This is a genomic window from Vibrio navarrensis (assembly GCF_000764325.1).
Lineage (GTDB): Bacteria > Pseudomonadota > Gammaproteobacteria > Enterobacterales > Vibrionaceae > Vibrio > Vibrio navarrensis.
Genome location: NZ_JMCG01000001.1, coordinates 3,088,225 through 3,101,249, shown reverse-complemented (window position 1 = coordinate 3,101,249; position 13,025 = coordinate 3,088,225). Strand labels below are relative to the sequence as shown.

General features: G+C 46.2%; 13 protein-coding genes. 3 read left to right on the top strand and 10 right to left on the bottom strand.

Annotated features, from left to right (window positions below):
- Nucleotides 1-45: 45 nt before the first annotated feature.
- The 5 genes from EA26_RS13690 to EA26_RS22610 form a co-directional block, all read right to left on the bottom strand.
- Nucleotides 46-261, bottom strand: a complete 216-nt coding sequence (locus tag EA26_RS13690; protein WP_039428472.1) for a hypothetical protein — start codon at nucleotides 259-261, stop codon at nucleotides 46-48.
- Nucleotides 262-841: 580 nt separating this feature from the next.
- Complete coding sequence (locus EA26_RS13685; protein WP_039428470.1) at nucleotides 842-1,075, bottom strand: hypothetical protein; 234 nt, start codon at nucleotides 1,073-1,075, stop codon at nucleotides 842-844.
- 52 nt (nucleotides 1,076-1,127) lie between these two features.
- Nucleotides 1,128-2,168: a glycosyltransferase family 2 protein gene (locus EA26_RS13680; RefSeq protein ID WP_226978404.1), complete on the bottom strand. Its 1,041-nt coding sequence runs from the start codon at nucleotides 2,166-2,168 to the stop codon at nucleotides 1,128-1,130.
- A gap of 145 nt (nucleotides 2,169-2,313) precedes the next feature.
- The gene (locus EA26_RS13675) at nucleotides 2,314-3,678 is read right to left on the bottom strand and encodes a protein adenylyltransferase SelO family protein (protein WP_039428468.1); all 1,365 of its coding nucleotides are present in this window, start codon (nucleotides 3,676-3,678) and stop codon (nucleotides 2,314-2,316) included.
- Nucleotides 3,668-3,991 carry a toxin-activating lysine-acyltransferase gene (locus EA26_RS22610; RefSeq protein WP_404976609.1) on the bottom strand — a complete coding sequence of 108 codons (324 nt, stop codon included), beginning with the start codon at nucleotides 3,989-3,991 and terminating at the stop codon, nucleotides 3,668-3,670. Before EA26_RS22610 ends, EA26_RS13675 begins: the two co-directional genes overlap by 11 nt.
- 736 nt (nucleotides 3,992-4,727) lie before the next feature.
- Here EA26_RS22610 and EA26_RS13665 point away from each other — a divergent pair.
- A protein-coding gene (locus EA26_RS13665; protein ID WP_404975831.1) for an IS3 family transposase occupies nucleotides 4,728-6,262 on the top strand; the annotation gives its coding sequence in 2 pieces (ribosomal slippage) (nucleotides 4,728-5,181 and nucleotides 5,181-6,262; 1,536 coding nt in all).
- Here the strand turns inward: EA26_RS13665 and EA26_RS13660 are convergent.
- Nucleotides 6,204-6,893: a substrate binding domain-containing protein gene (locus EA26_RS13660; RefSeq protein WP_226978268.1), complete on the bottom strand. Its 690-nt coding sequence runs from the start codon at nucleotides 6,891-6,893 to the stop codon at nucleotides 6,204-6,206. The two genes, EA26_RS13665 and EA26_RS13660, sit on opposite strands and share 59 nt — an antisense overlap.
- Nucleotides 6,884-7,162, bottom strand: coding sequence for a LysR family transcriptional regulator (locus EA26_RS22240; protein WP_235425324.1), 279 nt, complete (start codon nucleotides 7,160-7,162; stop codon nucleotides 6,884-6,886). The genes EA26_RS13660 and EA26_RS22240 overlap by 10 nt, the downstream gene beginning before the upstream one ends.
- A gap of 117 nt (nucleotides 7,163-7,279) precedes the next feature.
- On the opposite strand from EA26_RS22240, the gene EA26_RS13655 reads away from it, so the two are divergent.
- Complete coding sequence (locus EA26_RS13655; protein ID WP_039428465.1) at nucleotides 7,280-7,933, top strand: glutathione S-transferase family protein; 654 nt, start codon at nucleotides 7,280-7,282, stop codon at nucleotides 7,931-7,933.
- Between the two features lie 183 nt (nucleotides 7,934-8,116).
- Here the strand turns inward: EA26_RS13655 and EA26_RS13650 are convergent, their stop codons facing one another.
- The 3 genes from EA26_RS13650 to EA26_RS13640 all read right to left on the bottom strand — a co-directional run bounded on the left by EA26_RS13650 (nucleotide 8,117) and on the right by EA26_RS13640 (nucleotide 11,568).
- Nucleotides 8,117-9,109, bottom strand: a complete 993-nt coding sequence (locus EA26_RS13650) for a cytochrome d ubiquinol oxidase subunit II (RefSeq protein WP_039428464.1) — start codon at nucleotides 9,107-9,109, stop codon at nucleotides 8,117-8,119.
- Nucleotides 9,106-10,443, bottom strand: a complete 1,338-nt coding sequence (locus EA26_RS13645; RefSeq protein WP_039428463.1) for a cytochrome ubiquinol oxidase subunit I — start codon at nucleotides 10,441-10,443, stop codon at nucleotides 9,106-9,108. The genes EA26_RS13650 and EA26_RS13645 overlap by 4 nt, the downstream gene beginning before the upstream one ends.
- A gap of 243 nt (nucleotides 10,444-10,686) precedes the next feature.
- Nucleotides 10,687-11,568 (bottom strand): LysR family transcriptional regulator, encoded by an 882-nt coding sequence (locus EA26_RS13640; protein ID WP_039428460.1) that lies wholly within the window; start codon nucleotides 11,566-11,568, stop codon nucleotides 10,687-10,689.
- Nucleotides 11,569-11,757: 189 nt separating this feature from the next.
- On the opposite strand from EA26_RS13640, the gene EA26_RS13635 reads away from it, so the two are divergent.
- A complete protein-coding gene (locus EA26_RS13635) occupies nucleotides 11,758-12,954 on the top strand; it encodes an MFS transporter (protein ID WP_039428457.1) in 1,197 nt (398 codons plus the stop codon).
- The last annotated feature ends 71 nt before the right edge of the window (nucleotides 12,955-13,025 follow it).

The window sequence follows — 13,025 nt, the reverse complement described above, 5'->3', positions numbered from 1 at the left end:
TTACCTCTAGTGTGGAGGATATCTTATATCTCTTCTTTCAGAAGACTATCGTCCAAAACCTGTTGATGAACCATCCATTCCACCAGCATGACCATGGTATGCTCCCCCATTGTGGTTGCTTCCATTATTGCTTCCATTGTTATTTCCAAAGATGTAATTAAACCCTTGTAACATCAACTTGTTGTATGCATAGTCCTCAATAGAAGAACCGTCACCACCACCATCGACCATCAAGATCTCTTCATCATTCAAGTTATACATAAACTAGCTCCTTATATTAAATGCTTTGAGAGATTGCCACTTTCATTAGAGAACAGTTATACTTACCAGTCAAAAATATAATCAATCAAGTACTTCGATAATAAATAAATGTAGTGGAAATACTATTAAAAGTAGTTTTCGTTCATTTATTTTCATAGTTTAGCAAACTAGCTCTGTTCGGCAGTCTTCTCACTTAACCAAAATAAACAGATCACACTCATACCAAAAAATATAGATGCGACACTTGATATCATTGCTGTAAAACCATGCTCAACGACTGGGCCATACAGCGGAGAAATTAAGTAAAGAGATATACCAGATATAATATATAAATATTTACAACTCCATTTTTTTATCATCAATAGAAAAGTAGATATTACATGAACTAAAACTAGAGATAATAATATCATATAAAATAACATTCTATAATTATCATGCACATATGAAGAATCAAGTGCTTCATAATCCTTTAGATATTGCGGTAAATGGCTATTTATTGATTCATAAATAATATATGCAGATATCTCTAAAATTAGGTATATTGTCGCTACTAGTCGAAACCTGAACACAGGGTCCAAAGCTACCTTCCTCCAATGAGATCGCCTGAGCGTTGGTCGCCAGGAGAGTTCATATCAGAGCGAGAGCCTGTTGGATAGCCATTTCTAGCGGCTCGGGCTGCGTTATATTCAGCATAATTTCTGTTTGCTTGAGCATTAATGAAATCTGGGGCATGACCACTGAGATACCTTAGAGCCTCCCCAAGTTCGCCACCACCATCAACCATTGAAATTTCATCAATACTTAAATTATACATAAGTTATTTCCTTATCTTAAATTACAGTAAAAGAGTACTGCGCTCATAGAGATTATCTTGTCAACCAATCTTTCTTCTTACCCAAAATCTCATCCGCATATCCGAGTAAATTTGGTAGCCATGTAATAGATTCTAACAAAGCGGAATAGATTGGTGCTTTGAAAACCTGTCGATTTGAAAAATCTGAAGATAAATCAAAATCTTTTATATAGGAGTGCACCAGTAAAAAGTAAATAAATATATTAGCTGTACCAATGACTATTGGAATCCAAATACCCGTTGCTACCATAAATCCGAATAAAATAATGCTAGAAGGAAATATGTACTGGGCTGCAGTCAATAGAAACCAAGGAGAGGCACACAAACCCGCTACCCAATGTGTCTTCCAAGCTTCGGTATAAGCTTCTACTCGTCCCCGAGCCCAGCGCCTGCGGCGATAAAACAAACCCTTAGCATCAGTTGGACACTGCGTGGTCGCTTTTGCTTTGGGCGCATAACCTGTGCGATACCCGTTGGATATTGCCTTCCAGCACCACGCGATGTCTTCAACTAACCACTCGCTCCATCCACCTAGCTTTTTGACTACTGAAGCTCGGTGGGCCACAAAGGCCCCTGCCAATACCGGAACGCATCCTAATTTGTCTTGTGCGGCTCTGATCGCGCCATAAAAGCTAATATGTTCATAGTGTTGCAATTTACCGAGGAAACTGTCTTTATGATTTTCTGGTGTAATATAACCACAAACGGCGGCGTATTTATCATCAGACCAAAGTTTAGTAACCAGTTCATAGATACCATTAGGTTCAATATAGGTATCACTGTCTACAACGACATACACTTCCCCAGTAGCTATGCCAAGTTCTAGCACATGATCTAAAGCAAATCCTTTCCTACCACCATTAATTTTCCTTTCTACAACCTGGAAGTCATGATTTACCTCGGTTTTGATTATCCACTCTGTAACTTTAGTGATTGCATTATTTGTTGAACCATCATCAATAACAATAACCTGAATTCGACTTGAATAACGCTGTTCATTTAGCTTGCTCAATACACAGATTAAATGTTCTTCATTTTCATTATAAAAAGGCAAAAATACAGAAACTGTTGGATCTTCTTCATTCTTACGTTTGACTTTCTAAGTTTATAGCAGCCAAACAAAACAAGAGTTGTAATAAATGATAATAAAGACGTAGTAATTAAGATTATTTCTATAACATCAATCATAGTCATCTCACTTATGATAAATAAATATTAATAAGTTGACTAACAGATTGATAGTCGTACTTTGTATTTAAATGACCTTGGAGCATGGTAAAAGATGAATATTTGGCATTTCGTAAAGGGAAGCCTATAAAATTAACATCGAGACCGAGGGCTTTTGCTTCAAAGAGGACATTCTGACGAAAGTCTTCATCATTAAAGCGAGTAATAAACTTTCGCTCTTTGCTTTTAAGGCTATCTTTTAAAAGGCTCACTTGTTGCAAATTCGATTCTGAGTGGTCCTCTATTCCTAGCTCTACTAACAGGAAGTTATTCTCATATTCATCAAGTAATCTAGAAAAATTTGATGAATACTCTCTTATTTGACTTGGAGTCAAGTCGCCTTCCGAGTAATGATTAACAGTATCAATGAAGTTAACCAGCCATGACTCTATGAGTTCATGATCATCCCATACAGCTCCGACACCATTTGCCAATACATAGTTACCGAAATCGGGTACAGCGGTTATAGTGCCAAAATCTAAAAAACGACCATCAACCGATATATTTGAGCTTGTTAAGGAGCCATGCGGGATCCCTTTTACTCTTGATGCTGCAATCTGGCAAGCGAGTCGATCGATCACTATATTGAGGGCATCGCCTAGGGAGGCATTTTGTTTTTCACCTAACAACAAATGAGAGATGTAGGGCGAAGCCTTTCTTACGCGATTGGCATCATTATCACGAAGGTAACGGTAGCTTTCCTCTGGCCAAAAGAAGGTACAACGCTCAAAATGAGCGGGGCGCACAGATACTTCCCTTATTGCTAGGGCACAATGTTTAGCAGGTGCGTCATCTAAGTATCCAAACTTATGCTTTACGTTGGTCTTGATTATGGCTAGTGTGCGTATGGCTCCGTAAGGCAAATGCTTGTGACAGATTTCGCCCCAAATCGCTTCACTGATCGCTTCATCAATAAACAGCTTACCGTGTGAATGACTTTCAGACATATTTGCAGCGATTAACGGGTTACGCCCAATTCCTTTGATTTGAAAATGGCCATTTATTCCACACCTTGCGCTACCACCATTGCATATTTCATGTCGAGACCCGTACTGGTCTGCCATGAACTGTTTTTTGTCATTAGTAATAATTCGTGCTTTCTTGGCATAGCCTTTTGATACGTAGCTAAAATTTTCGATCAACTCATTTATAATGGCGTCTTCATCAAGTTCAATTCCATATTCTTGAACGAGATTTTTATTGTTCCAAACAACCTCAGTGCCTTTTAGCTTGTAGGCATCGAACAAAACAAAGGATTCTTTGGGCAAATAATTATCGACTATAGGAGTATTATCTTTTCCAGCGCACTTATATGTTTTAAGTAGTTCAGCATCCATAAACATTCCGTTTATTTGTTTTGATGATATTGCCTTGAGAGTCTCGAATGCATATATTGATCTCACGCCTACTTTTGTTTGTAGAGAACATGACATGTTTATATAGATTCTTCAACTGACTTGCTCTGTTCTTTTCTACAAACCAATCTACAACAATTAGATTACTTCCCTCATTCCAATTCATTGGCTTAAGTGAAAATCTAGGCTGAGTCATATAATTATAAAGCGTGAGTTCATCAACCCAAGCCCATATGACGTATCCTGTGAATCCAATATCGCTAGGTAACTTTAAAAATTTATATTGCCTGTGAATTACCGCTGGTTTTATCTAATGAAGAAATGAAGCCAAGTTTAGTTCCCTGCGTTTATCACATTTGGCCATTACCTCTATAAACTGTCCTAATTCATGGGTCACTTCTGCCTTTGATAAAGGCCCATAAGGTAGTCCTGAAATTTGACTATTAACTAAAGAAACAGAATTTTTTCTCATTGCAACCTACAGGTAAGTAGTTATTTCTTACTTCTTATATTAGAAACTAGCACTAAATTTAGTACAAATTAACTTGCTTTTTTATTCGTGTCATAACGCAAAATAAACAATTAATAGAAACGCAGTTTCATCTTTGTGCGATACAAATCACCTTGATGGAATTTTGTATACTATTTATTTTTTGTTAAATGAATCAGGGCTGCTCTAATTCGTGATCTAAAATTTATAACTTATTCTTCTTTTGGATTGCAGGCTGAAAATATGGTCTTCCACGTATTAGTGTAACAAAGTTATGTAGTAAAAGATTCAAGAACTGGCTCAGTTCACGCTGACACGCTTGACCCAAAGGTAGGTTTATCACGAAGGTTTCGTGCCATCGCTGCCTGAGCATAAGTTCCAATAGCCTGTTAGATAAGTTGGCATCTATAATCTATGACAATACGCGCTTCAGGGTTAAGCCTTTGTATTTATGTCATTTCCATTAGCCATAGTCAGCCCCCTCTGGCAGGATAGTTGTCACTGTTAAAATTTAACCAGTCTAGGGCGGTAAGAGTGAATTGTGTCTCGTATTCCAACAGAAAGAAAAGAAGCCATATTGAAGAAGCTGCTGCCTCCATACTCAATGTCAGTGAGCGAACTTTCAAAAGAGGAAGGCATTAGCACTGCAACCCTGTATCATTGGCGACAGCAACTCAGACGTTCAGGAGCCGCAGTGCCAAACAGCAACACTTCATCAGAGCAGTGGTCTGCTCAAACTAAACTCGCCATCGTCGCCGAGACTTACTCGATGACCGAGAATGAACTCAGCCAATATTGTCGTGAAAAAGGTCTGTTTCCAGAGCAAGTCCAACGCTGGCGCAGCGAATGTATGCAAGGCTTCATGTCGAGTAAAGAGCGGGAAGCACAAGCAAAGAAGCAGGCCAAAGCGGATAAGCTTGAAATCAAAGAGCTTAGGAAGGAGTTACGCCACAAAGAAAAGGCGCTCGCTGAAACGGCTGCCCTGTTGGTTCTACGAAAAAAGCTCATAGCCTTTTACGGGGAAGAGCCAGAGGACGACTAACCTCAACCGATGAAAGGCAGCACCTGATTGCTCTTATCCACGATGCCAAGCAAAGTGGTTGCCGCTTAGAGCGAGCTTGTTATGAGGTTCAAATTGACCTGAGAACGTATCGTCGATGGTATCGGCAAGGAGAGGTTCAAGCGGATAAAAGACCGACCTGTGCCAGACCTGAGCCAGCTAACAAGCTCTCTCAGCAAGAGCGTGATGCCATTATCGAGGTGTGTAACCGCCCAGAGTTCGCGAGCTTACCTCCAACTCAAATCGTACCGACACTGCTTGATAAAGGTGAGTATATCGCCTCAGAGTCGAGCTATTATCGGGTACTGAGTGCACAAGGGCAACTTCATCATCGAGGCCGTCAGAGGAGTAGACAAACACAAGCGAAGCCAACGAGTTATACGGCGACAGGCTCGAATCAAGTCTACACATGGGATATCACTTACTTGCCTTCAAAGGTTCGAGGCCAGCACTATTATCTGTACGTCATTGAGGACATCTACAGCCGAAAAATCGTGGGTTATGAGGTGTATGAACGTGAGTGCGGCGAGTTAGCCTCACAACTCCTGCAGCGGACGTTGATGCGAGAGCAGTGCTTCAGTCAACCGCTGGTTCTTCACTCAGATAACGGTGCGCCTATGAAGTCGCTGACGTTCAAAGCGAAGATGGATGAGTTAGGCATTACCTCATCGTATAGCCGTCCAAGAGTCAGTGATGATAATCCGTATGTAGAATCGTTGTTCCGCACGGTAAAGTACATGCCAAACTGGCCGACAAAGGGCTTTGAAAGTCTCGACAGCAGTCGACGTTGGGTTGAAGCCTTCGTGCGCTGGTACAACACCGAGCACAAACACAGTAAGCTAAATTATGTCACGCCTTCAGAGCGTCATAATGGAAAAGATGAAGAGATCTTGAAGCGCCGAGCTGAGGTATTGCTCGCAGCAAAACAGCGAAAACCTGAGCGCTGGCCTGGTGATATCAGGAACTGTGAACCAGTTGGTGAAGTCCACCTAAATCCAGAAAGAGAAGCTGCTTAATAAGCAAGCAAATGATGGCAACTATCTTGAAAAACACCGTCAGCTTATCAATCACAAAGTCCAAAAAGACTTTTACCCGTTCAGGCTGGTAATTGCCTCCGCCATATAGTGCGTTTAACGGATACTCAAGCGGCTTAAAACCGACATCAAGCTTTTGCAGTAAGCCCTTTTTAACATAAGGGGCCACAATAATATCCGGCTGATAACTTGCTCCGACCGCTGAAAGCGTCAATTGGCGGATCATCCTTGGGCTATTGCTTTTGAAAACGGTGTTTACGGTAAGGCTATTCCCTTGGCCCAAAGAGCTGACCACGGGCCAACGTGCTGTCGGGTGAAGGTTGCTATCGATAAGGCAAGGAAGTTGTGACAGCGACATACCTTGGCTATACCGCTTTGCTAAATCGGGTGCGGAATACACCGAGCTTTGAAGTGACATTATCTTACGATATCTCAAACTGGAGTCTGGTAGTTCACTGGCACGAAACGCGATGTCTATCGCTTGCTCAACTAAGTTAAGCTTCTGATTGGTAACGATGATATCAATTTGAATATTTGGATAGCGAAGGTGGAACTCAGGAATAGGCGGACTTAATAGTTCCTCGGCAAAACCTTGCGAGGCCGTTATACGCAAAGGCCCAGAGACCCAGAGACCTCTCTGTTTTTGGCGTGGAGCTGCTGGTACAACTTATCAAGATTGGCCAAAACATGTTGCGCTTGATTGTAGTATTCGTGGCCAGACTGGTTGACAGAAAGTTTGCGGGTCGTGCGATGAAACAGTTTGACACCGAGCTGCTCTTCGACACTGTTAACGTATTTGGAGGTAAGAGATTTAGAAATACCTAAACGCTCTGCAGCGGCAGTGAATGAGCCTGTCTCTATGACGGCTACCACTGTTCTCATTCCATCGATAGTATCCATGCATTATCAACATAGTGGAAATTATCATTCCATGTTAGCGGGTTTTTTCTTCTTAGCAAGTTGTTCTTAAATAGAAAAACAATCAGTTAGGAGAAAACGATGCTTAAACTATATTGGCACCCCTTTTCAGGGCATGCACACCGCGCGCATATGCTATTGAGTATGCTCGAATTGGATTTTGAACTCATTACCGTTGATTTGCCTGCCGGGGAGCATCAACAAGCCGAATTCTTGGCACTTAACCCCTTTGGTCAGATCCCCGTACTGGTGGATGGTGAAACGGTCATTGCTGACTCAAACGCTATCTTGGTTTATCTCGCCAGCGTTTATGATAAAGAGCGGCAATGGCTGCCGGATTCACCGCAAATGCGCGCGCATATTGAACAGTTTCTTTCTCTTGCCGCGCATCGACTCGCGGGCTCAATCGCCAAACTGCGCGCGGCGAATTTATTTAACCGAGCGATAGACAGTGAACCGCTGACTCAAGAAGCATACAAGCTGCTAAAACAGCTCCAAAGCTACCAACATGGCCGCCAGTGGTTGGTCGGAAGCGCGCCGACTATTGCTGACTTAGCCCTCTACAGTTATATCAAGTTAGCGCCAGAAGACGGTATAAGTTTAGCGGATTTCCCTAATGTACAAGCGTGGTTGAAGCGAGTCGAAGCGTTACCTCACTTTGTCCCTGTGCAACTGTCGAATGTGGGGCTGCGAAAGGAGGCAGCAAGCAGCGGCGCTAACGAAAAAAATGACTAGCTTTGCAACCGGATACGTCTTTTACAACCGAATGCGGCTTTAATCGGTTCAATCCGCGTTTTAAAGCAGGCCATATTCTTCTTTGTGTCTGATTTGTGCCGCTAGCGCCAATACAAAACGGGCGGTGAATGTTACCGCCCGCTCAATGTGCAAAGCCCTGCTAACACATGCTGCCGGTTTCAATTACAAGTAACTGAGATCGGTTGCTTTGCCTTTAAAGATCCGATAGACGAAAAAGGTGTAAAGCAAGATGGTCGGCATCACAATGACCACGCCAATACCCACCACCATTAAAGTGTCGGGTGAGGAGGCAGCTTGCTGGGCCGTCATCATTCCGGGAACGATTTCTGGGAAAAAGCTGTAGGCGAGCCCCAAGAAACTCAGGCCGAAAATCAGCGCCACGCCAAAAAATGGCCACTGCACGCCTGCGTCATTGACAGTCGGCACCCGCTTTAGATAGCGATCCACCACCAAAATGGTGGCGAGCACAATAAGCGGGATCGGCGCGAGTAAAATCACTTCAGGGAAGCTGAACCAACGCTCGGCTACGGCGGAGTTAACCCATGGGTTTACCACGCTTACCGCCAGCACGCCTAGTGCGGCGAGCCAACCCGCTTTGCGTGACCAACGCGCAGCGCGCACTTGCAATTCGCCTTCGGTTTTGAGCACCAGCCATGCGCCGCCAATGTACACGTAGGCTGCAGCGACACACAAGGCGCTGAGTACAGCAAAACCATAGGCGGCCAGCGAAGCATCAAAAGCCACCACATAGCGGCCAATCATATAGCCTTGGGCTAACGCGGCGAGCAGTGAGCCGAGCTTGAAACAGAGATCCCAATGCTCTTTGTGATCCGCTTTGGCTTTGGCACGAAAATCGAACGCCACCCCGCGCATGATAAGGGCGATCAGCATCAGTGCTGTCGGTAAGTAGAGTTCAGTAAAAATCAAGCTGTGCGCGGTGGGAAAAGCAATCAGCAGAATACCCACCGCCATTACCAGCCAAGTTTCATTGGCATCCCAAAACGGGCCGATGGAGGCGATCATCCGATCGCGTTGCCCCACATCATTGCGCGGCAGCAAGATGCCAACACCGAGATCATAGCCATCCAGCACCGCGTATATAAACACGGTAAAGCCAAGTAACAGAAGATAAATTTCTGGAAGATACTGCATCATAACGCGGCCTTTGAAGTGGTTGAGGAAGTCGGCGCGGCTTGTACGCCTTTGCGCGCGAGGTAGAACAAGGTATGAATGTAGGCGACGAGCAGCACCACGTAGGTCAGCAGATAGAGCGCGAGCGAAATGCCGACCGAGCTGCTTGCTACGGGCGTGACGGCCTCAGAGGTGCGCAAAACGCCGTTCACCAACCAAGGTTGACGGCCGATTTCGGTTACGTACCAACCGGCAAGAGTGGCGACCCAGCCGGAGAAAGTCATTCCCACCAGAGCATACATGTACGGTTTCGGCACGGGTTTGTTGCGCCAAAAATGCCAAGCGCCGAACCAACTGACCAGCAGCATCAGCACGCCGACGCCCACCATCACGCGAAAACCAAAAAACAGCGGCGCGACTGGAGGATGGTCCGGTGCAAAGGCATCTAAGCCGACGATTTCGCCATCCATCTCATGGGTTAAAATCAAACTCGCCAAGTACGGAATGCCGATGGCCCAATCATTGCTGCGCGTCTCTTCATTAGGCACGGCGAACAGCAGCAAAGGTGCGCCACGCTCAGTCTGCCACACCCCTTCCATCGCAGCGATTTTCGCTGGCTGATGCTCCAACGTGTTGAGGCCATGTAGATCGCCCACCAAGATCTGCACAGGAATGGTGATGGCTGCGACGCTGACCGCCACTTTTAGCCCGAGTTTCGCCGCTTGGTTTTTGCCATCGCGCAGCACTTGGTAAGCGCTGATCCCGGCGATCAAAAAGCTGGCAGTCAGCGCAGAAGCGAGCAGAGTATGCGCGAATCGATACGGCATGGAAGGATTAAAAATCACCTCTTTCCAACTGGTGACATGCACGATGCCGTCGAGCACTTCGTGTCCTGTTGGGGTGTGCATCCAACTGTTGAGCACCAAAATCCAGAACGCCGAAAGGGTGGTTCCCACCGCCACCAACACGGTCGCTAAGGTGTGAAGCCACTCCGGCACACGGCCGCGGCCAAACAGCATCACGCCAAGGAAAGTCGCTTCCATGAAAAAAGCGGTCATCACTTCATAGCCGAGCAAAGGGCCGGCGACGTTGCCGACGCGTTCCATAAACCCCGGCCAGTTGGTGCCAAACTGGAAACTCATGGTGATGCCCGACACCACCCCCAAAGCAAAGGTTAAGGCGAACACCTTGACCCAGAAATAGTAGAGATCGAGCCACTGTTGGGCCTGCGTTCGCACATAGCGCCATTTGAAAAACACCAGCATCCAGCCCAAAGCGATGGTGATGGTGGGGAACAATATGTGGAAACTGATATTGGCGGCGAATTGGATCCGCGACAACATGAGGGTATCTAACATCTTTTTTCCTCAAAAAATGAAACAAACCAGTGATGGCAAAGGCAAGTCAGCCCCATCTTTATTGACTATTACGTCATTGCGACTGGATTGGTTTAGTCGCCACGAGGAAAACCCCGCGACAAGCAAATTTGATTTGTATCAACTTTGCCAAGGTAAACCGAGGAAAAAGGTGTATCTAAGCTCAGGGAAATGTTGACAAAATATTACGTCGTCAGCAGGGTGGTTTGATTCGCTGGCATGGCGTCAAAGCGTTAACTTCGGCTGAATAAAATCAATGAAAACCGAGATGCGCTTTGCCACAGAAGAGGATTTGTAGTAGACCGCGTTGATCTGCTCACGGCCAGTATTGAGGATTTTTTCGCTCTCCAGCAGTGCAATCAAGCGGCCCTCGGCGAGGTCCTTTTTCACCATGAATCCCGACAAACAGGCGATACCGTTGCCCATTAAAGCAAGCTGTCTTATTGTTTCGCCGTTGCTTGATGTCAGGGTTGGCGTTAGGCGGCTAAACCCTTTGAGTGGCCATTCGTTGAGTGTTTTTGGGGTCGAAAACCCAAGCGTATCGTGGTGAGCGAGATCGCTGCTTTTATAGGGGAAACCGCGTTTTGCCAAGTAATCGGGAGAGGCGACGATGTAAAGTGAACTGCGGCCAAGCGGTCTCGCGTGTAAGGTTGAGTCGCTTAACGCGCCGATGCGGATCGCCAAATCGGTTCTCTTTTCCAGTAGGTCGACAAACCCTTCGTTGGAGGTGAGCTCCAGTTCAATGTCGGGATAAGCTTGTTTGAACGGCTGGATGAGCGGCACCAGTTGATGGAAGACAAACGGGCTGGCAGCATCGACCCTCAGGCGTCCTTTGGGTAACTCTCCGCGCGAGATGATCTCCTCTTCCGCTTGCTGGATCTGTTGCAAACCGATTCGTATTGCTTCGACAAACTGGCGTCCTTCCTCGGTGAGTTCGATGCGGCGAGTGGTGCGGTTTAAGATAGACACGCCTACTTGGTTCTCCACTTTGCTCACCGCGCGAGAAACGCGCGCGACCTGAATGTCCAACTGTTCCGCTGCCGCAGAAAAGCCGCCGCTATCGACCACCGCCAGCAGTATTTCTAAGTCATCGGATCGTGTTTTCATCGTCTTCTCGCTTCGGAGTTGTTGCGTTATTTTTTCATTAATAACAAATATTATTTGTTATAACGCCTATTTTTCGCAAAATAAGCCTTGCGCATAATCCTCCCATCAACACCGACGCGTTTGGCATGACGACGTCAGTCGCGGCGGTGTTTTCCTCAAAGTCCATTTTTAAAATAAGTGAGAGAGATTATGCCGTTAGCTCTTTTAGCCTTGACGCTCAGCGCCTTTGCTATTGGTACCACCGAATTTGTCATTGTTGGGCTTATCCCGACGATGGCCGCCGATTTAGCCGTTTCGATACCGTCAGCCGGTTTTCTGGTCAGCCTGTATGCGCTTGGCGTAGCCATTGGCGCGCCTATTTTGACCGCCCTGAGCGGAAAATGGAACCGCAAGTACGTTCTGCTGGCAGTGATGTCGCTGTTTGTGATCGGTAATCTACTGGCATGGCAAGCACCCGGTTACAACACCTTGATTCTCGCCCGCATTTTGACCGGTTTAGCCCATGGGGTATTTTTCTCGATTGGTTCAACCATTGCCACAGGTTTGGTGCCTAGAGAAAAAGCGGCCAGTGCGATTGCGCTGATGTTTACTGGCCTGACCGTCGCGCTGGTTACGGGGGTACCGCTTGGCACTTACATTGGGCAAACTTTTGGCTGGCAGGCGACGTTTCTGATCGTAGCGCTACTGGGGCTGATTGCTTTAATCGGCAGTGCGATCTTAGTGCCCAACAACCTAAAACAGCCTGCTGCGGCTAAGTTTTCCTCCCAGCTTAGGGTGTTAACGCAGCCTCGTTTGTTACTGGTGTACGCCATTACTGCGCTTGGCTATGGCGGCACGTTTACCGCTTTTACCTTCCTTGCGCCGATTTTGCAGCAAGAAGCTGGATTTAGCGCCAGCGCGATCAGCATCATCATGCTGGTGTATGGCGTATCGGTAGCGATTGGCAATCTCTGGGGCGGAAAAATGGCCGACAAGATGGGGCCAGTCAAAGCGCTGACGATTATTTTTACTGGTCTAGCGGCGATTTTAGTGGTGTTTAACTTTACCGCGGTGCAGCCAATGGCGGCGGTCGCCACCATTTTGCTGTGGGGCGCCTTTGCCTTTGGCAACGTGCCGGGGCTGCAAGTGTACGTGGTGAAACTGGCGGAACAATACGCACCAGATGCAGTGGACGTCGCCTCTGGTCTGAACATCGCGGCGTTTAATGTCGGCATTGCACTGGGCTCGTGGGGCGGTGGCGTGATTGTGGCGAAAGCCGGTTTAATGCACACACCTTGGGTAGGCGCGTTGATTGTCTTGCTTGCGCTGGCGCTCACTCGTTTAAGCGGCCGACTGGATAAACGCAGTGACGGTGCGTGGGGTAAAGAAGCGGCACTGGTGAAATAACGGTTGATTACCAGCTTTAGCCATTGGCCAGTGTTTACGCATTGGCCAATGTTTTTGCCTCGTGTCGCAAT

Bases quoted from the DNA above. Each gene is read 5' to 3' on its own strand.
- EA26_RS13690 (WP_039428472.1), bottom strand. From the start codon at position 261: ATGTATAACTTGAATGATGAAGAGATCTTGATGGTCGATGGTGGTGGT.
- EA26_RS13685 (WP_039428470.1), bottom strand. From the start codon at position 1,075: ATGTATAATTTAAGTATTGATGAAATTTCAATGGTTGATGGTGGTGGC.
- EA26_RS13675 (WP_039428468.1), bottom strand. From the start codon at position 3,678: ATGGATGCTGAACTACTTAAAACATATAAGTGCGCTGGAAAAGATAAT.
- EA26_RS22240 (WP_235425324.1), bottom strand. From the start codon at position 7,162: ATGAGAACAGTGGTAGCCGTCATAGAGACAGGCTCATTCACTGCCGCT.
- EA26_RS13655 (WP_039428465.1), top strand. From the start codon at position 7,280: ATGCTTAAACTATATTGGCACCCCTTTTCAGGGCATGCACACCGCGCG.
- EA26_RS13650 (WP_039428464.1), bottom strand. From the start codon at position 9,109: ATGATGCAGTATCTTCCAGAAATTTATCTTCTGTTACTTGGCTTTACC.
- EA26_RS13645 (WP_039428463.1), bottom strand. From the start codon at position 10,443: ATGTTAGATACCCTCATGTTGTCGCGGATCCAATTCGCCGCCAATATC.
- EA26_RS13640 (WP_039428460.1), bottom strand. From the start codon at position 11,568: ATGAAAACACGATCCGATGACTTAGAAATACTGCTGGCGGTGGTCGAT.
- EA26_RS13635 (WP_039428457.1), top strand. From the start codon at position 11,758: ATGCCGTTAGCTCTTTTAGCCTTGACGCTCAGCGCCTTTGCTATTGGT.